The 19,177-nt window shown below is 68.8% G+C and carries 10 protein-coding genes and 1 tRNA gene; 5 read left to right on the top strand and 6 right to left on the bottom strand.

Annotated elements, in window-relative coordinates:
• Window positions 1-58 precede the first annotated feature (58 nt).
• Genes GAA2_RS09280 through GAA2_RS09270 form a run of 3 tightly spaced genes read left to right on the top strand, consistent with a single transcriptional unit; the run spans window position 59 to window position 4,245 of the window.
• A complete protein-coding gene (locus GAA2_RS09280) occupies window positions 59-1,534 on the top strand; it encodes a flavin monoamine oxidase family protein (protein WP_024498979.1) in 1,476 nt (491 codons plus the stop codon).
• A 33-nt stretch (window positions 1,535-1,567) separates the two neighbouring features.
• Window positions 1,568-2,209: a TetR/AcrR family transcriptional regulator gene (locus GAA2_RS09275; protein WP_024498980.1), complete on the top strand. Its 642-nt coding sequence runs from the start codon at window positions 1,568-1,570 to the stop codon at window positions 2,207-2,209.
• On the top strand, window positions 2,206-4,245 hold the full coding sequence (locus GAA2_RS09270) for a neutral/alkaline ceramidase (protein ID WP_159406218.1): 2,040 nt from the start codon (window positions 2,206-2,208) through the stop codon (window positions 4,243-4,245). The genes GAA2_RS09275 and GAA2_RS09270 overlap by 4 nt, the downstream gene beginning before the upstream one ends.
• Before the next feature lie 7 nt (window positions 4,246-4,252).
• On the opposite strand, the gene GAA2_RS09265 is transcribed toward GAA2_RS09270, so the two are convergent.
• The 4 genes from GAA2_RS09265 to GAA2_RS09250 form a co-directional block, all read right to left on the bottom strand.
• On the bottom strand, window positions 4,253-5,767 hold the full coding sequence (locus tag GAA2_RS09265) for a DUF4185 domain-containing protein (RefSeq protein WP_159406217.1): 1,515 nt from the start codon (window positions 5,765-5,767) through the stop codon (window positions 4,253-4,255).
• Between the two features lie 42 nt (window positions 5,768-5,809).
• Window positions 5,810-7,000, bottom strand: a complete 1,191-nt coding sequence (locus tag GAA2_RS09260; RefSeq protein WP_159406216.1) for an Ig-like domain-containing protein — start codon at window positions 6,998-7,000, stop codon at window positions 5,810-5,812.
• A gap of 271 nt (window positions 7,001-7,271) precedes the next feature.
• A tRNA-Lys gene (locus GAA2_RS09255) sits at window positions 7,272-7,344 on the bottom strand.
• A gap of 144 nt (window positions 7,345-7,488) precedes the next feature.
• Window positions 7,489-7,710 (bottom strand): DUF3618 domain-containing protein, encoded by a 222-nt coding sequence (locus tag GAA2_RS09250; protein ID WP_024498984.1) that lies wholly within the window; start codon window positions 7,708-7,710, stop codon window positions 7,489-7,491.
• Between the two features lie 148 nt (window positions 7,711-7,858).
• Here GAA2_RS09250 and bcp point away from each other — a divergent pair, with 148 nt between their 5' ends.
• Window positions 7,859-8,350 carry a thioredoxin-dependent thiol peroxidase gene (gene bcp / locus GAA2_RS09245; protein ID WP_006437918.1) on the top strand — a complete coding sequence of 164 codons (492 nt, stop codon included), beginning with the start codon at window positions 7,859-7,861 and terminating at the stop codon, window positions 8,348-8,350.
• A 9-nt stretch (window positions 8,351-8,359) separates the two neighbouring features.
• A complete protein-coding gene (locus GAA2_RS09240; protein WP_024498184.1) occupies window positions 8,360-8,986 on the top strand; it encodes a TetR/AcrR family transcriptional regulator in 627 nt (208 codons plus the stop codon).
• A gap of 28 nt (window positions 8,987-9,014) precedes the next feature.
• On the opposite strand, the gene GAA2_RS09235 is transcribed toward GAA2_RS09240, so the two are convergent.
• Together GAA2_RS09235 and GAA2_RS09230 are read right to left on the bottom strand one after the other, a co-directional pair.
• Window positions 9,015-9,407, bottom strand: coding sequence for a holo-ACP synthase (locus tag GAA2_RS09235; RefSeq protein WP_006437916.1), 393 nt, complete (start codon window positions 9,405-9,407; stop codon window positions 9,015-9,017).
• Window positions 9,408-9,445: 38 nt separating this feature from the next.
• Window positions 9,446-18,700, bottom strand: coding sequence for a type I polyketide synthase (locus tag GAA2_RS09230; RefSeq protein ID WP_159406215.1), 9,255 nt, complete (start codon window positions 18,698-18,700; stop codon window positions 9,446-9,448).
• Window positions 18,701-19,177: the final 477 nt, after the last annotated feature.

Genomic DNA, 19,177 nt, shown 5'->3' with positions numbered 1-19,177 from the left:
TCATCTGACCTGAACATGTGGTCGATACTCTCGCGCCACCAGGAGATCGGGGGATCACATGAGCACACACCTCTCACGCCGGAACTTCCTCGGCGGAACGCTGGCAGTGACCGGCGCGGTGGCGGGGGCTTCGCTCGTCGGTTCCGGACGGGCATCGGCGGCACCGTCGGGGATCGTCGACGTCATCGTCGTCGGAGCAGGACTGTCCGGACTCGCTGCTGCGAAGGCTCTCAAAGCCGCGGGAGCCTCGGTCACCGTGCTGGAAGCCCGGGAACGCGCGGGCGGCCGCGTGCACAACATCGCCTCGCCCAGGCTGGGTGCCACGCTCGACGCCGGGGCCGAATTCATCGGTCCGACACAGGGTCACATCGCCGGACTGGCGCGCGAGTACGACGTCCGAACCCTGCGCACCTACAACGCCGGCGACAGCATCTTCGTCAGCCGCACCGGCACGACGCGCGTACCCGCCGCCCTGCCGGTACCGGCCGTCGCCGACCTCGGACAGGCGGGTGCCGCCCTGGCCCGGGCGCAGGCCGATGCACTGGCCGGATTCCCCGTCGGCGAACCGTGGAAACACCCGAACGCCGCCTACCTGGACTCGATCACGTGGGGGCAGTACACCCACCAGATCGCCGACACCCAGACGGCGCGCGACCTGGTGCAGATCGCGATGTCGGCGCCACTGTCCGTCCGGCCCGACGAGGTGTCCGCGCTCTACTACCTCAACTACATCGCGGCATCCGGTGACGAACAGAATCCCGGGACCCTCGTCCGACTCCTGAGCACCGACGGCGGGGCGCAGGAGCGGCTCTTCGAAGGGGGCGCCGCACTCATCCCGCTGCGGATGGCCCGCGAGCTCGCCGCGAACGTGGTCTACCACGCGCCCGTCCGGTCGATCTCGTATTCCGACGGCATCGCGACCGTCACCGGCGACGCCGGAACCCACCGCGCCCGCCGTGTCATCGTCGCCATGTCCCCCGCCATCGCCGGCCAGATCGACTACCGCCCAGGGCTTCCCGCCGCACGCATCGGGATCCACCGCGGCTACCGGATGGGTGCGGTCAGCAAGTTCGCGGCGATCTACCGTCGACCGTGCTGGCGGGACAAAGGTCTGTCCGGGCAGGTCTACGGGTCCGGACGCCCCATCGATGTCACCTTCGAGAGCTACGCCGACAACCAGCACATCCTGATGGGCTTCATCTCGGCCGACGCGATGCGACGCCTCGACCACGCACCCGAATCCACGCTGGTCAGGGAGTGCATCGCCAACTTCGTCGAGTACTTCGGTCCCGAGGCACGGGATTTCATCGACCACGGTGTGTTCAAGTGGGACCTCGAACCGTGGTCGCGCGGCGGCCCGGTCGCCGTCAGCCGACCGGGGACACTAACCAGATACGGCCCCGCACTCCGCGAGCCCGTCGGCCCCATCCACTGGGCCGGGACGGAGACCTCGGACCACTGGACCGGTTACATGGACGGCGCGGTGCGCTCGGGCCGTCGTGCGGCACGCGAGATCCTCGATGACCTCAGATGACCCAACTGCGGTGACGGTGCCACGACCATGAGGATGCCTGTCGAGGAACGGCGAGAACTACTGCTGGAGTCCGCATTTCGGGTGATCGCCCGACGCGGGGTCGACGGCGCGACCACGCGAGCGATCTGCGCGGAGGCCGGCGTCACGCTGTCGACCTTCCATTACGTGTTCGCCACCCGTGACGAACTCCTCGCCGCACTCGTCGAGCACGGAACCGAGAAGGAGCTCAGCGCCGTGGGTGCGGCGCTCGGCGAGGGCACCCAGGACATCTTGCCGGGACGGGCCGGCGTGCTGGCGATTCTCCAGACCGCGCTCTCTGCCTACATCGACGGAGTGCAGGCCGACCCCGACCGTGAGCAGGCGATGATCTCGCTCAACCAGTACGCCAGGCAGACCGACGGTCTGAGCGACCTCGGCGCACAGATGTACCTCCGGTATTACGAGGCGATCGCCGGAGCACTCGACGGCGTCGCCACGGTCACCGGCACCGGCTGGGACCGGCCCACCACCGAACTGGCACCGCTCATCCTCGCCGCCACCGACGGAATCACCCTGTCGTACCTCAACATCCGCGACCGCACCGTCTGCGACCTCATCGCCGACGCCACGGTCACCAACCTGTCGACTCACATCGTCGACGCCCCAGAGAACGCCGGAAAGGGACCCACTACGTGAACGTGACACGGAGACAACTGATCGCCGGTGCGGCGGTGACCGCCGCGGGCGCCGGCCTGGCGCTGAACACGGGCCGGGCCGGTAAGGCGTCGGCGGCTCCGGCCGATTCGACGGACTACCTCGTCGGCTGCGGCATCGGCGACGTCACGGGTGCCGTCGCCGGACAGGGCATGATGGGCTACTCCAACCCCGAGCAGGTCGCGGCCGGACTTCTCCAACGATGCTGGGCGCGTGCCTACATCATCGTCGACCAGGCGACCGGCAAGCGCGTGGTCTTCCTGACCGCCGACATCGCCTGCCTTTTCCAGTCGCACCACATGGGGCTGATGGAGAAGCTGAGCAAGCGTTTCGGCTCGATCTACACCGAGGCGAACGTCAACCTCAACGCGCAGCATTCGCACGCCTCCTGCGGCGGAACCGCCTGGGACCACGCGTATTCGCTCGCCGCCTTCGGCTTCAAGAAGAACTCCTACGACGCCGAGGTCAACGGTATGTTCGCCGCCATCGTGCGGGCGCACGAGAACCTGGCCCCCGGTACGATCACCATCGGCCGCGAGGAACTACACAACGCCAGCGCGAACCGGTCCAAGGTCGCCTTCGACGCCAACCCGTCGTCGGAGAAGAAGCTGTTCCCCAATGCGATCGATCCGCAGGTCACCGTCCTGCGCCTGCGGCACACCAGCGGCAAGGACGTCGGGGCCATCACCTGGTTCTCGACCCATGGCACCTCGCTGGCCGACCACAACGTGCTGATCGCCGGCGACAACAAGGGGTACGCCAGCTACCTGTGGGAGCGCACCCGACCGGGCTTCGTCGCGGCTTTCCCACAGACGAACTCGGGTGACATGACGCCGAACCTCTCCCTCAAGTGGTTCACGCCGAGTGGGCCGACCACGGACAACAAGCGCAACTGCGAACTGATCGGTGAGCGCCAGTACATCGCCGGGCGACGCGCCTTCGACGCCAGCCGTCCGATGACGCGCGGCGGCGTCGACTCGGTCACCCGCTATGTCGACATGTCCGCGGTGCGGGTGTCCGGAACCTTCACACCCGACGGGAAACCGGCGTCGACGACGCCGGCGATGATGGGTGCAGCCGCCGCGGCGACCAGCAGCGAGGACAACTACGAGCAGCCGCTCCCCCTCCTCGTCGAGGGCATGACCAACCCTCTCGTCACCGCGCTCGGCGGTGACAAGACACCGCCGATCGCCCCGTGGGTGCGGGACATGCAGGCGCCCAAGCTGATTCTCTTCCCGCTCGGACTCATGCCGCCGTCGGGCTGGATTCCGTCCGTGGTCCCGCTGCAGATCATGCGGATCGGCGAGCTCGTGCTCGTCGCGGTCCCGGCCGAGGTGACCGTCGTCGCCGGACTCCGGCTGCGGCGGGTCGTCGCCGATGAACTGCGCGTCGACATCGACAACGTGCTCGTCCAGGGTTACGCGAACGCCTACACCCAGTACGTCACCACCCCGGAGGAATACGACCTCCAGCAGTACGAGGGCGGCGAAACCCAGTACGGCCGTTACACACTGCCGGCGTACATGCAGGAGTTCGCGAAGCTCGCCGGTGCCATGGCATCGGGTAGGGGTCTCGATCGCGGTCCGGCGCCGGTCGACAAGTCCGGCCTACAGCCGGATCTGGTCCCGCCGGTGCCCGCCGACCGGCCCATCGCCGGTCACGCCTACGGCGACGTGCTGAAGCAGCCCGGCGGGTCCCACCGTCCGGAGCAGACCGTGACCGTCGACTTCGTCGGCGCCCATCCCAACAACGACTTCCGCCATGGCGGAACGTATCTGGAGGTCCAGCGGCGCGACGGCGGGACCTGGAAGACGGTTGCCGACGACAACGACTGGTCCACCGAGTTCCGCTGGGCACGTCCGGCCGGCAGCACCGACACCTCGCGCATCACGATCACGTGGCGACCGCCCGCCGGGACATCGGGAACGTACCGGATCAAGTACAACGGCAACAGCCGTGACGGGGGTGGGCGCATCCGGCAGATCAGCGGTACATCGCGGACGTTCGAGGTCGGCTGAGCATCGGTCAGCGGATGCGCGCCCGCATCAATGAGACGTTGTAGTCGGTCCAGGTCGACATGGTGAAGTACAGATCCTCACCGCTCGACCATGGGTGCATGAAGCCGCCGTAGAGCTGGGCGTATTTCGACGAGTGGACCAGTTCTGAGGGCTCGGACCAGAGTCCTTGTGGCTCACGGGCCTTGCGCAACATGATCGCCCCGCGGAAGGCATCGAGGTAGGTCAGCTGCCAGCGCTGCGACTTCTCGTCGTACCGGGCCGACACCTCGCCCGCGGGGCCGGCGAAGATCACCGAGGCGACATTGCCGTCCCGGGCCGGAACCCATCTTCCGTCGCGCCAGTACTGGTAGGCGGTCTTGTTCAGCACGTGATCGCGGTGGACCCGCGCCAGGCCCACGGAGCCGATCCGCGAGTTGGGCGTACCGAACATGTACACGTACTCGCCCTGCGGCACCATCGACGACACCTGGAACTGGCTCACGCCGAAGATGTTGTCCCATCGGGCGTACGGGTCCTTCGTCCACGTCGACCCGCCGTCGTCGGAGTAGGCGAGCCCGCCGTGGTTGGTGAGCCACACCCCCGGGATCTCGCCCCACGTCCGCACCGACATGTAGGTCATGAACTGCCGGTCACCGACCGCGAAACCGGACGTCGGGATGACGGTCATCTCGTAGCGGTCGATGCGCCGTGCGCTGAGGAGTTCCGCGGCGTGGCATCGGCTGTCCTGGATCATCGTGTCGATGCTCATCCCGTCGGACAGCTTCTTGTCGCTCGAGAACCCGAGCACGTTGGAGCGCCAGTCCCGACCGTTGGCTCCCGGCGGACGGAACCCCTTGCCGAACGTGTCACCGAAGACGACGGCGACCTTGCCCGGCGTCGACTCCCACATGATCCCGAGGTCGGTGCCGTGGATCTGCCAGCGCTTGTCGGTGCGGCTCGTGGAACCCTTGCCGGTGAGCGTGCTGACGAGATCGACGTCGGACACGCGCGGACGCGCCGGCCTGGATGCGACCGGACCGGCGTCGACGCCGGGGGCGATGGCCGCGGGCGGTGGCGGGACCGGCGGCGGATTCGGGTTGGGCACCGGGACCGGGATGTCCTTCGGCGCCGGATCGAAGGTGATCTTCGGGAACTCGATGCTCAGGGCGGGCCCGCCGGTGCCGGGCTTCGGCTTGGGCGGGTCGGTGATGTCCGGGCACGGATCCGAGCACGGATCCTTCGGCGGTTTCTCCGACGGGATGCGCACCACCGGCTTCTCCGGGGCCGGCTCGGGCACCGGCACGATTCGCGGATACGGGAGCGGGATGCTGAACCGGTCGGGCAAGCGCGGGATCAGATCACGCGGATCGACCGGGCCCTTCTTCGGCTTCGGTGGCAGGTCCGCCTCGCACCCCGAGCTCGGCAACACGATCGACGGTGCTGCGTGAACCACTGCAACCGAACCCCCGAGCGCGGTGCCGGCAACCACCACCGCACAGGCCGGGACGATCCACCGGAGCCCTCCGCTCCTCAGCAGGCCCATGCGAGATCCCGGCGAGCGGGTCCCGGACAGATGAGTCATGGATCAGGAGTCGTCCGCGTTGCCCTTGCGCCACTCCGACCACGGGATGTTCCAGTCACCGAGCCCGTCGGTGCCCGAGAGGGTGCCGCCCGTGGTGTTCTTGACGACCACCGGGTCGCCGCGCAGCGTGTTGTTCATGACCCAGAGCGCGTTCTCCGGGCTGAGGTTGAGGCAGCCGTGGCTGGTGTTGGTGTTGCCCTGGGCCCACACCGACCACGGCGCCGAGTGGAAGAAGATGCCGCTGTAGGACATCCGCGTCGCATAGTCGACGGGTGTGCGGTAGCCGTTCGGCGAAGTCGACGGCACACCGTAGGTCGACGAGTCCATGATGATGTGGTCGTGCTTGTCGGCGATCAGGTAGACACCGTTGTCGGTCTCGTCACCCGGCTTGCCCATCGACGTCGGCATGCTCTTGATGACCTGGCCGTCACGCTCGAAGACAACCTGCTTGGTGTTGTCGTCGGCGGTGATGATCATCCTGCGGCCCACCGTGAAGTTGGTGCGTACGTTCTCCTGGCCGTACAGGCCGTCGCCGAGGTCGATGCCGTAGGTGTTGACGGCGACCCGCACCTTGGTACCGGGCTTCCAGTACTCCTTGGGACGCCACCGGACCTCGCTGTCGCTGATCCAGTAGAACGCGCCCTCGACCGGCGGATCGGTGGTGACCCGGATGGCCTTCTGCGCGGCGCGACGGTTCGGGATCGGCTCGTCGAACTTCACCGCGATCGGCTGACCGACGCCGACGGTCTCACCCGGGTTGGGGGTCAGGTAGGCCTGCGTCAGGTTGTTGGGGCTGCTGGTCGTGAAGGTGACCTTCTTGGTGACCGCGCCGCCGATGCCGACCGCGTCGGTCTCCAGCGTGTAGGTGCGGTTGTAGCCGAGCGCCTCGTTGCTGACCCAGACGGTGTCGTTGTCGCTGAAGGAGCCCTTGAGCGGGGTCCCGTCCGACTTGGTGATGAGCACGCGACTAAGAGTGCCCTCGCTCGTGGTGACCTTGATCGGGGCACCCGGCTGCACGCCGACCGTGTTGTCACTCAGCGGCTGATTGTTCAGTTCGGTGATGTCCACAGCGGGCTTGAGCAGGTCGTCGAAGAGGCTCGAGCTGGTCACGTTGTCGGAGTACGACGCCTCCTGTGAGCACGACGTCACGAGCGCGATGATCGCGAGCAGCACACCACTGATGATCAGCGGCATCCGTCGAGAAGAACGACCGATCCCCATCTCTCTCCCACCTGTCTCGACCGACTCCGATGACCGGACGGCCGAATGCGTCCCGAATCTCGCACCAGTGTACGAGAACCCGCCTGCAGAACTCCGTCTGTGTCGTCCGTTCGGCGGCGTGTCCTGCACGGTCCGGGCGACGATGCCCGGGAAAAACTCGGCACGCCACATACCCCGACGTCCCGCCGACCCGGGATACCACAAAACGCCCCGCAGCTTCTGCGAGGCGTTTTGTGAGACTCTGTGCGCCATCAGGGACTCGAACCCCGAACCCGCTGATTAAGAGTCAGCTGCTCTGCCAATTGAGCTAATGGCGCTTGCCGGTTTCGCCTCCGGTTTGCCTCCCGGCGGCGAGAAGGAACATTACAGGACACCGTCGCCAGTTGTGAAATCGCCTGGTCGGAACGGGTTTGTACGTGTCGTCGAGACTCTTGTTCCCGGCGGGCCGGCAGCGGCGTGGATCAGCTCGCGATCTTGCGGACCACAAAGACGAGCACGAGCGCGCCCACACCGGCGATCGAGTACATCACCGCGGGCTTCTGCAGCGTCGCCAGCGCTTTGGATTTGGCGTCGTCGGCGAGGCGCTGCGGGTTGGCACGTTCGGCCAGCGCGTCGAGCGTGTTGGCAAGGTCCTCACGGGCCCTGGCGATGTCCTGCTCGATACGTTCGGTGTCTCCGGCCACGTTGCATCCTTCCGGCGCTTCTCGCTCTGTCACGCGTCGTCACTGCTCACGCGTTGTCATTGACTTCCAGATCGCCGCCAGACGGCGGCGATTCGATGCTACGACATCCCCACCTCGCGACATGTGACCATGCACTAGCCTGGCTCTCATGGCAGAGGTCACTCCCCCCGCGGAGGCACAGCGTTTGTCCGTCGGTGATCGCGCTCCCGCGTTCACCCTGCCCGATGCGAACGGGAATCCGGTGTCGTTGTCCGATTACGCCGGCCAGAAGGTCATCGTCTACTTCTACCCGGCGGCGTCGACGCCCGGTTGCACCAAGCAGGCGTGCGATTTTCGCGACAACCTCGCCGAGCTCGACGATGCGGGCCTCACGGTGCTCGGCATCTCCCCCGACAAGCCGGCCAAGCTGGCCAAGTTCGTCGAGGCGGAGGGACTCACCTTCCCGCTGCTGAGCGACCCCGAGAAAAAGGTGCTGACCGAGTGGGGTGCCTTCGGCGAGAAGAAGATGTATGGCAAGACCGTCACCGGTGTCATCCGCTCCACGTTCCTCGTCGACACCGACGGGACCATCGCCCTCGCTCAGTACAACGTCCGGGCGACCGGGCACGTCGCCAAGCTGCGCCGCGACCTGTCCGTGTGAGACATCGCGATGACCGAGTCCGCCCAGCCGCTGGTGCCGCGTAAGCGGCCCACCCAGGAACGCAGCAAGCGCAAGTTCCAGGCGATGCTCGAGGCGGCCCGCGAACTGCTGATCGACGTCGGATTCGAATCCCTGACCTGCGAGGAGATCGCGACCCGCGCCGAGGTCCCGATCGGCACGCTGTACCAGTACTTCGCGAACAAATACGTCATCGTCTGCGAGCTCGACCGGCAGGACACCGTCGACGTGCGCGAGGAGCTGACCGCGTTCGCCAGCGAGGTGCCCTCGCTCGAGTGGCCCAGTCTTCTCGAGAAGTTCCTCGACCACCTCGCGGCGCTGTGGCGCACCGATCCGTCGCGGCGTGCGGTGTGGCTGGCGGTCCAGTCGACCCCGGCCACCCGCGCGACGGCGTCGGAGAACGAACGCGTCCTCGCCGAGCAGGTCGCACGAATAATCGCGCCGCTCACGCCTTCTCAGCGTGAACGGCGCGAGATGATGTCGCAGGTGCTGGTGCACACGGCGTACTCGTTGCTCAGTTTCTCGGTGCAGGACGGCCACGACCACGACGAGACCGTTGCCGAGCTCAAGCGCATGCTCGCCGGCTATCTGCTGCTCGAGGAGTCGACGGCGGTCTGAACCCCGGGTCGTCGCGTTCTGCGGGGCGCTATCGGCCCTCGAGGATCGCAACCGCCGCAGCCGTGTCCCCGTCGTGGGTCAACGACACGTGGACGACGGTGTCGCGCAGATGATTACCGATCTCACCGGACAACCGGATCGCCGGCCGGCCCCAGGTGTCGGTGACCACCTCGATGTCGCTGTGCCGGATCAGCGGCAACAGCGGGGAACGCGAGAACCGGCTCACCGACCACGCCTTCACCACGGCCTCCTTGGCCGCCCAGCGCGCGGCGAGATGCCGTGCATCGTCGCCGGTTCCGGCAGCCGAGTCCCGACGCTCGCCGACCGTGAACCGGTCGGCGAACGTCGTACCCGGCTGCCGGAGCTGCTCGGCGAATTCCGGGATCGACACGATGTCGATGCCCACTCCGAGAACGCTCATCTCCCCCGGCTTCGCCTCACTTCCCGAATCCGCTGCGGTCAACGGTTTTCCGGCACCCGACCGGAACCGTACACATCCGCCTCGTCGAGACGCACCGACGGATCGAGCAGCATGCCCGCCTCGGCGTCGTGCTCGTCGACCGACTCGTCGAAGCGGCGGTTCGGCGGACGCTGGTAGGCAGGCTCGCCCCCGCAGATCGACTGCAGGAAGCGCTGGCTGCCCAGACGTGCACGCTCGTCGGCGCGCTGCCGGTAGGTCTCCCGCTCCTCGGGTGCCAGGGAGGCGATGAACGCCTCCGGATGGACGACCGCGATGAGCCCGGACACGTGCCCGAAGCCGAGGCTGGTCAAGAGACCGGCCTTGAGCGGGAACCGCTCGCCCAGCTGCAGGGTCTCGCGCGGCCAGACCAGGTGCGGGTACTCCTTCATCTTCTCGTCGACGCAGTCCAGGCTGCGGTTCGGCGGGATGATGCCGTCACGGAGCATCTGGCACAGACCGATCAGCTGGAAGGCGGCGGCGCCACCCTTGGCGTGACCGGTGAGCGACTTCTGCGACACCACGAACAGCGGGGCGCCCGTACCGCGTCCGATCGCCTCGGCGAGCCGTTCGTGCAGCTCGGACTCGTTGGGATCGTTGGCCTTCGTCGACGTGTCGTGCTTGGAGACCAGCGCGACGTCATCGGCGCCGACCCCGAGCACGCTCAGGGCGTTGGCCAGCGGCGAGGACAGTGCGCCGCGGGCGGCGCCCAGCGCACCGAGTCCCGGAGCCGGGATCGAGGTGTGCACGCCGTCGCCGAAGCTCTGCGCCCACGCCACCACGCCGAGGACCGGCAGACCCATCTGCGCCGCGACATCGCCGCGGGCGAGCAGGATCGTGCCACCACCGGCCGACTCGACGAACCCGCCCCGTCGACGGTCGTTGGCTCGCGAGAACCGGCGGTCGTCGATGCCGCGTGCGGTCATCTTCGCCGAATCGGCGGTCGCCGACATCGCGCCGAAGCCGACGATGCCCTCGATGCCGAGATCGTCGAATCCGCCGGCCACCGCGAAGAGCGCCTTGCCGAGACGGATCTTGTCGACGCCCTCCTCGACCGACACCGCCGCCGTGGCGCACGCCGCGACCGGGTGGATCATCGCGCCGTAGCTGCCCACGTAGGACTGGACGACGTGTGCCGCAACGATGTTCGGCAGCGCCTCCTGCAGGATGTCGTTGGCGTTCGCCTCACCGAGCAGGGTGTTGACGTACAGGTCTCGCATCGACGCCATGCCGCCCATACCGGTGCCCTGGGTGTTGGCCACGAGGCCGGGGTGCACCCACCGCATCAGTTCACTCGGTGTGAAGCCGGACGACAGGAACGCGTCGACGGTGGCGACCAGGTTCCACAACGCGACCCGGTCGATTGCCTCGACCATGTCGGGGCTGACGCCCCAGCGGGTCGGGTCGAAACCGGTCGGGATCTGACCGCCGACGGTGCGGGTCAGCGAGAACTTGCGCGGCACACGGATCTCCGTGCCGGCCAGGCGGGTGACCTGCCAGTCGCCGTCGGGGTTCTGCGTCACCCGGGTCTTCTCGGGGTCGGCACTGGCGAACGCACGGGCCTCGGCCTCCGAGTTGACGGTGAAGGTCAGGTCCTCGTCGAGGAACACCGAGGTGAGCAGCGGCGAGGTGTTGTCGACCATCGCGCCGTCGTCGGCGTAGCGGCGGATGCCGCACCGCGAGACGACCTCGTCGTGGTAGCGCTCGGCGATCTCGCTCTCCGGCACCGGATCACCGGACTCGGTGTCGTACCAGCCCGGCTTCGGAGCCGAATCCCAGTGGATCAGACCGGTGTTCCAGGCCAGCTCGAGAACACCTGCCGCCGAGAGCTTCTCGTCGACCTCCATCTCGAAGCGGGTCCGTGCCGAACCGTACGGTCCGAGCTCGCCGGCACCCACGATGACCACCAGGTCCTCGGGACGCGCGTCGATCGACGGCCATTCCGGACGCATGCCGCGCGGTGCGCGGGCAGGTGCCGGGAGCGCGGCGACGGTGGTCGACGCCGGTGCCTCGTCGGCGTCCTCGGCGGCCTCGGCAGCGGCTGCAGCAGTGGCCGCGAGCGCCTTGAGGTCGGTCGAGGCGTCGAGCCCGCCGGTGAAGTCGGCCAGGACGGGCGCGTCGACCGCGGACGCACGCTGCTCGGGCGTGCACAGCGTCAGCAGGTTGGCGGCCATCTCCTCGGTGCTCCAGGTGCGGACACCGGCGGCTTCGACCGCGTCGACCATGCCGTCGTTGTGGCCCATCAGCCCGGTGCCGCGCACCCAGCCGATGAGAGCGTGGGCCAGGGTGGTCTTCGACCCCCACGACTCCTCCGCCGACCAGCGCGTCACGAGCGCGTCGAGGGCGGCCTTGCTCTCGCCGTAGGCGCCGTCGCCACCGAACATGCCGCGGTTCGGGGAACCGGGCAGGACCACGTGGAGGCGGGCCGCGATGTCGTGGTCGGAGTGGACCTCCGCCAGACCGGCGATGAGCCGCTCGACCGACCAGAGCAGGACCTTCATCTCGAGCTCGGCGCGAGCACCGGCGTCGGTGAGATCTCCGGCCACCCGCGGGGCGGCGAACGGGAACAGCATCGTCGGCTTCATGGCCGGCTTCACCACCGCGGTCGTGCCGCCGAGGTTCTCGGTCTGTTCCGTCGCGACCCACTCGACCAGGTCGTCGACGTCGTTGTACGACGCCATGTTCGCCGGGGCGATCCACAGCGCGGCACCGGTGCGGGCGTTCTCGCGGTAGAGCTTCTTGTAGAAGGCCAGACGTTCGGAGGTCAGTCGCGAGGTCGTCGCGATGACGGTCGCGCCACCGGCGAGGAGGCCCGCCACCACACCCGCGGCGATCGACCCCTTGCTGGCGCCGGTGACGACGGCGATCTCGCGGCTGTAGATGCCCTTCTCCGGGTTCTCGGCAGCGTGCGCGATCGCCCCGAAGACGCGGCCGTGCACGGCGTTTCCGCTCGCGAGGGCCTTGCCCTGCCACCAGGTGGCGTGTTCGGCGACGGTGTCCCCGGCTCCGACGAACCCGCCGACGACCTTCTCGAAGTCGGCGTCGAGCTCGTGCTCGTCGGTCAGCCAGAGACGGACGAGATCCTCACGGGCGGTTGCCCACCGGTCGTCGATCAGGACGATCTTGGCGTCGTCGAACGCCGGTGCGACGGTGCGCGCCCAGTCCGATCCGAGTTCGGCACTGACGAGTTCGGCGAGCTCGGCGTTGGGGTCGGCCGCGGCCTCGGCGAGGTCGGCGACCTCGGCGAGTCCCAGCTTCTCCAACACCGTGTAGGCCGCCGAGGCCAGCGCTCCCGAGCGACCGGTGATCTGCTCGGTGAACTCACCGAGAGCGGCCGCGTCGACCGTTGCGCCGCCGCCGGATTCGCCGGCGGGCTTGCTCACCGCGATGCCCTTTTCGGCACCCACGGCGGTGACCGCCTTGTCGATCAGCGTGTCGAGCGCATCCGCGTTGGCGACCGGGCCGTCGAGCAGGTTGCCCAGTGCCTCGCCGCGGACCGAGGCACCGTCCCGGGTACCGAGGGCGAGCGCCACGGTCGCGTGCAGGCCCCAGCCGGGTCCGAGCTGCCACACGTTGGCGACCCGGTCGGTGATGTAGTTCTGGCGCTTGCCCACTGGGCCGAGGACCTTGCGGATCTGGTCGCTGACGGCGTCGGTCAGGACCGGACCCAGCGGCCGGTAGCCGCGCGCCAGGGTCTCCACGGTCGATGCCAGTGCGACCATGTCGGCCTCGGCCGCACCGTCGATGGCGCCGAGTCCGAGCTCGCCGCCGATGTCGAGCAGGAGCTGGTTGCGACGCGAGGACACACCGTCACACAGCGCCTCGATGGTGTCGGCCGCACCGATCTGGTCGACGCGCATCTTGGTCCACAGCGCGATCACGGACTTCACCGCATCCGATGGGGTGAAGGCGATGTCGTCGGGACGCGGGCCGCCGGCGGGGGCGGCCGGAGCTGCCGCCGGAGCCGGTGCCGCCGCGGCGGGCGCCGCCTCCGCCAGAGCGTCGGCCGACGCTGCGGGGGCCTCGATCTCGTCCTCGTCCGGCTCGTGGCCGGCGTCCTTGGCCAGGATCACGTCGGAGTCGCGTTCGACGTTCACGACCTCGGTGGTGGCCGAGGCGTAGTCGTCGAGCTTGAGGGTGTTGTTCGCCAGACCGGTCAGGGTGGGGGCACCCTTCAAACCGATCTCGACGAAGCGCTGCACGCCGAGACCGTTGCGCTCCGGACCGCTGAACAGTAGGTCCTGGGTCTCGATCCAGCGCACCGGGCTCGCGAACTGCCAGGCGAGCAGCTCGATCAGGAGGACACGGGCCAGCTCGGCGGGCTTCGCGGTCCAGGAGTCCCAGTCGGCGAGAACGGCGTTCAGCGGATCGGACGGCACGAGTGCCGCGATCTCCTCGACGAAATCGCGTCCGAGGTTGAACAGGCGCGGCACCAGGTTCGGGATGTAGCGACCGATCAGGATGTCGATGTCGATGTCGGTGGGCAGCAGTTCCTCGAGCTTGCCGCGGAACTCCGGCACACCCGCGCGCAGCACGCTGGAGTGGAACGGGACGTCGATACCCGGGATGACGATGAAGGCCCGCTTGCCGCCGAACTCAGCACGGCGACGGTCGATCTCGGCCTCGAGGTGTTCCAGGCCGCGGACCGTTCCGGCGATCGCGTACTGCGAACCGAGCAGGTTGAGGTTGACGACCTCGAGGAACTCCCCGATCTCCTCGCCGAGGCCGGCCACGAAGCCGGTCACGTCGGCATCGGCGAGTCCGAACTGGCTCGGCCGGATCGCGGCCATGCGGTAGTCGCTGCGGCCCTGCTCATCTCGGGGAACGAGATGGTGCATGGCCTCGCCGCGCTGGAACACGACCTCGAGGACGGCCTCGAGCGGCAGGACTCCGGCACAGGCCGCGAGTGCGTTGTACTCACCGACCGAGTGACCACAGGTGATGGCGCCCTCGACGAACCCGCCGGCTTCCTTGAGCTCGGCGATCTGCGCGACACCGAGGGTCGCCATGGCGACCTGGGTGAACTGCGTCAGGTACAGCACGCCGTCGGGATGGTTGTAGGTGGTGCCGTTGGCGACGAGGGTCGTCGGGTTGTCCCGCACGACGGCCAGGATCGAGAAGCCGAGTGCCTGGCGGGTGTGCTTGTCGGCGCGGTCCCAGATCTTGCGGGCGGCCTTCGAGCGCGACCGTGCGTCGAGGCCCATGCCCTTGCTCTGGATGCCCTGGCCCGGGAACGCGTAGACGGTCCGCGGGGCGGCCAGCAGGCCGGTGGCGCTCATGACCAGGTTGTCCCCGACCTTGGCGCTGACCTCGACGACCTCGCGGCCGGTGTCGAGACCGACGCGGTCGACGCGCACGGTGATGGTGTCGCCGAGGCGCACCATGCCCAGATAACGTGCCGTCCAGCCGATCAGCGGACGCGCCGACGGTGTCGGGTTCTTCGAGTCGGTGGCGGTGACGACCTGCTGAGCGGCGGCCGACAGCCACATGCCGTGCACGATCGGCTCACCGAGTCCGGCCAGCTTGGCGGCCGAGGCGTCGGTGTGGATCGGGTTGCGGTCACCGGAGACGACGGCGAAACCGTGCATCCGGTTCGGCGCGGTGATGGTGGCCGAGCGGAGCAGTTTGCGGGTGGCCGACTGCTCGGCCGTCGGTGCACCGCCCGCCCGGAGGGGGTCGGTGAGCTCGGCCGCACCGAGGCGTCCGCGGATGGCGAACCGCTCCTCGAGGGTGGCGATCGGTCCGGCCGGTCCGGCGATCTCGACCGAGACCTCGACGACACGCCCCACCTCGGAGTCGCGCACCGCTCCGGTCCGCGCGGTGATCGTCAGTTCGGTGGTCTCCGTGGGGATCTCACCGGTGAGGGCGATCGCATGGTCGAGGTGGACCAGGTCGAGCAGGCCCTCGACGACCGGTGCGCCGGTCTCCGTGCGGGCCGCACCGATGACACTGAACACGCTCGGCCAGCAGGCGCCGACCAGGGTGTCGGGGACGGCGAAGCCGAAGGGTTCCGTCGGCGTGGTCGGGCGCAGGTTCGCGGGCAGGGAGAAGCCGGTCACCGACGCGTGGTCGGCCACCGAGTCCGGCTGCCAGGTGATGGAGGTGGTCGCGGTGCCGTCGGTCACCTCGGCGAGGTCGCCGCCCGCGGCGACGGTGAGGATCTCGGTCATCGCGCCGGCGGCGTCGTCGAGTCCGACGACGGGCGAGCCGCCGTCCCGCACACCGAGGCCGGCGAGCAGCGGGATACGCACGGCCGCACCGGAGATCGGGACCACGAGATCGAAGCGGGTCACGCCGTGCTCCGAACCGACCTGCTCGATCACCGCCCCGGTGGGCTCGTGCTCGGCACGTTCGGGGGCGACCACCGACCAGGCGGCGCGATCACCGAGGAGCGCGACCGGGCTCGGGACGATCCGCCCCGCCCAGCTCACGTCATCGGACTCCAGGACCGCGGTCAGGACACCGGCGTCGGGGACCAGTCCCGCGCGATGTCGGGAGGCGACCTGCGCCGAACGCACCCCTGCGGTCAGCAGATCGGTGACGACCCGGGCCTCGAAGCGGTCCAGCAGTTCGCCGACCGGCTCGTCGACGCGGGTGATGCCGGCGACGGCGACCGGGCCCGGGATGACGCAGACGGCATCGGCGCCGTAGCGCGCGTCGTGGGCCTGCCACAGTGAGTCGCTACGCCACCAGCGGCGCACGTCCTTGTCGATGACCGGCACGAAGTTGACCGGCTTGCCCGGGGTGCGGCAGAGCTCGAGGAAGAACGCGACGTCGGCGGGATGCAGGATGTCGGTGTCGATCTCGCGGTAGACGCTGCCCAGCGCGTCGATCGTGGCGTGCGGATCGTCGGTGGCGGACAGGTCGGCGAACATCGTCGGGATCGGGCCCGAGTCCTGCGGGTGCATGCGGGCCTCGGTGCGCTGCAGCATCTCGACGAAACGCTGCTGCCAGGTGATGTCGGCCCACGGATGCTGATCGCCGTGTGCATCGCCGACCGCGAGGGTGGCGTAGCGGTCGAGCCATTCGCGGTAGGTCATCGTGGCGACGTCGCCGAAGTACGGCTTGGCGGTGTCCGCCATCGCCGCGATGATCTCGTCGCGGCGGGCGGCGACGGCCTCGGCGTCACCGGCGACCTCGTCGAGCAGACGGCCACAACGCGAGGCGGTGTTGTCGACCTCGTGGATGTCGGCGCCGAGCTGCGAACGGCCGGAAGCCATTCCGGCGGTGGCGTGGCCCGCTCCGATCCACTCGTCGATACCGGCGGTCTCGACCAGCAGCTGCTTGACCTCGGGCGTGGTGGTGGCCTCCTTGGTGGCCATCGCCGCGGTGCCGACGAGGATGCCGTCGAGCGGCATCAGCGGGTAGCCGTAACCGGTCGACCAGACGCCGGTCAGGTATTCGCTGGCCCGCTCCGGGGTGCCGATGCCACCGCCGACGCAGATGACGACGTTGGGCCGGGCACGGAGTTCGCCGTAGGTGGCCAGCAGCAGGTCGTCGAGGTCCTCCCACGAGTGGTGGCCACCGGCGCGGCCGCCCTCGATCTGGACGATGATCGGGTGGTGCGGGACCTCCGCGGCGATCCGGACGACCGAGCGGATCTGCTCCACGGTGCCCGGCTTGAAGGCGACGAAGCGGAGTCCGGCCTCGACGAACTCATCGACCAGGGCGACCGCATCCTCGAGCTCGGGGATGCCGGCCGAGACGATGACGCCGTCGAGCGGTGCGCCCTGGGCGCGGGCCTTCTGCACCAGTCGCTTGCCGCCGAGCTGCAGCTTCCACAGGTAGGGGTCGAGGAACAGCGCGTTGAACTGTGCCTCCCGGCCCGGCTCGAGCAGATCGGTGAGGGTGGCGATGTTGCGGGCGAAGATGTCCTCGGTGACCTGCCCACCGCCGGCGAGCTCGGCCCAGTGGCCGGCGTTGGCGGCGGCGGCGACGATCGCCGGGTCGACGGTGGTCGGGGTCATGCCCGCGAGCAGCATCGGCGAACGACCGGTGAGACGCGTGAACGCGGTCTCGACGACGGTGCGACCGTCGGGCAGCTCGACGAGGGTGGGGGTGAACTGCGACCACGGGGCGGCGACCTCGGGAACGCCGCCCGGGCTGAAGAGGTTGCGCTGCCCGACGCGCAGCGCCGCGGGGACGAGGCCGACGCCCTGACCGCGGACGAGCGAGGAGGTGAGACGGGTCGCGATGTCGGCGGGACCGAAGTCGAGGATCCACTTGGCGCCGCCGGCTACGACCTCGTCGACGGAGGAGACCCAGTCGACGTGCGCGACGAGGATGTCGTGGGCGTGGCGGGTGGCGAGCTCGCGGTCGATGCCGCAGCGGTCGGCCCACTCACCGACGAGTTCGACGGCCTCGGCCATGTTGGGGTGATGGAAGGCGACCGACACCTGCAGGTGGTCGAACTTCGGGGCGAACGGCGCGCCGCCGGTCAACTTGCGCTTGCGCTCGTCTGCCTCGGCGGCGGCGATGCGCTCGCAGAGGGCGACGAAGCCGGCGAGGTGACGGGGGGCGCCGGAGAGCACGAGTGCGTTACGGCTGTTCTTGATCGACACCACGGGCGCCGTGGCCAGGTCGCTCTCGGCCAGACCGGCGCGGTACTGGTCGAGGATCTCGTCGACGCGCGCCGGGGTGACGTTGTTGACCGCGAGCATCGGCGCGCCGTCGGTGGTGACACCGAGTCCGCGGCGGCGCGCGATCAGTGAACCTGCGGCGCCGATGAGGTGGGCGACGGCGAGCAGCAGGCCCTGGCCGGCCTCCGCGGCGCTTCCCTCGGCTCCGACCGCGTCGGTGGCCAGGGAGCCTTGCGAATGTCCGATGACGGCGTTGGGCGGGAGGGTGGCGGTGTCGAGCCCCTGCTTGCGCAGCGCCTCGATGGCGGCGAGCTGGGTCAGCAGCACTCCCGGACCCGAGAGCGTGAAGTCGGCGAGTGCGGCCTCGGTCGGCACCTCTTCGCCTGCGTCGTGTGCGTGAACCCACGCGAGCGGGTGGAAGCCCTCGGCGCGGGCGACGACGAGGTCGTCGGCGACCGGCGCGACGAGCTGTTCCGCGGCCTCCACGATGGCGGCGATCCGGTGTTCGAGGTCGGCGTCTACGACCAGCTCGGCCAGCGTCGGCAGCCACGCGCCGCCCTGACCGCCGAAACTGATCGCGTAGGGCTCACCCTGGGCGAGCCGGTCGATGAGGGTGGTGGTGGGGCGCTCGGCGTTGGCGGCGCCCTGCGAGCCGGTACGGAACTGGTCGACGGTCACGAGTACTCCTCTGTGGTGGTCGGTCTCGGTGGTCGGCGGAGTGTTGGGTGCAGGCGGGAGCGCCGGCGAATTCCTCGTCGATGAGAACGGGGTCGTCCACGACACCGGGGGCATCGCAGGCGACAACGACCTCGGCAGCCCTGCCTGATCGGAACTAACGGGTACAACGGATGAACACGCCTGCCACACATGGACATTGACAATCCCCGGCTCGTTGAGGAGTCGTCTGGGACGTGAACGTGACACCCATGATGACACACGAAAGTGAGGGATTCCTCATGTTTCCGGGTGACCTACCGGTATACCCATCAGTAACCCCGTGGGTAACTTGAAACACCATGTCAACGACCATCCGAAGGGTTGCGAAACCGCCAGGCCAGGCAACGTACCCGGCGGCGGGTCGACGGCCGAGCGCGCGCTCGGTCAACCGTTATGAAACCGTGATGTGATCCGGGCCACGCCGGCGTTCCGTCGGTG

Source organism: Gordonia ajococcus, assembly GCF_012974285.1.
GTDB classification, from domain to species: Bacteria; Actinomycetota; Actinomycetes; order Mycobacteriales; family Mycobacteriaceae; genus Gordonia; species Gordonia amicalis.
The sequence above is the reverse complement of the archived record's forward strand: the minus strand, read 5'-3'. Positions and strand labels throughout refer to the sequence as shown.

What these genes read in the sequence shown, in the direction of transcription:
- GAA2_RS09280 (WP_024498979.1), top strand. Translation starts at nt 59, where the DNA reads ATGAGCACACACCTCTCACGCCGGAACTTCCTCGGCGGAACGCTGGCA.
- GAA2_RS09275 (WP_024498980.1), top strand. Translation starts at nt 1,568, where the DNA reads ATGCCTGTCGAGGAACGGCGAGAACTACTGCTGGAGTCCGCATTTCGG.
- GAA2_RS09265 (WP_159406217.1), bottom strand. Translation starts at nt 5,767, where the DNA reads ATGGGCCTGCTGAGGAGCGGAGGGCTCCGGTGGATCGTCCCGGCCTGT.
- GAA2_RS09260 (WP_159406216.1), bottom strand. Translation starts at nt 7,000, where the DNA reads ATGCCGCTGATCATCAGTGGTGTGCTGCTCGCGATCATCGCGCTCGTG.
- bcp (WP_006437918.1), top strand. Translation starts at nt 7,859, where the DNA reads ATGGCAGAGGTCACTCCCCCCGCGGAGGCACAGCGTTTGTCCGTCGGT.
- GAA2_RS09240 (WP_024498184.1), top strand. Translation starts at nt 8,360, where the DNA reads ATGACCGAGTCCGCCCAGCCGCTGGTGCCGCGTAAGCGGCCCACCCAG.
- GAA2_RS09235 (WP_006437916.1), bottom strand. Translation starts at nt 9,407, where the DNA reads ATGAGCGTTCTCGGAGTGGGCATCGACATCGTGTCGATCCCGGAATTC.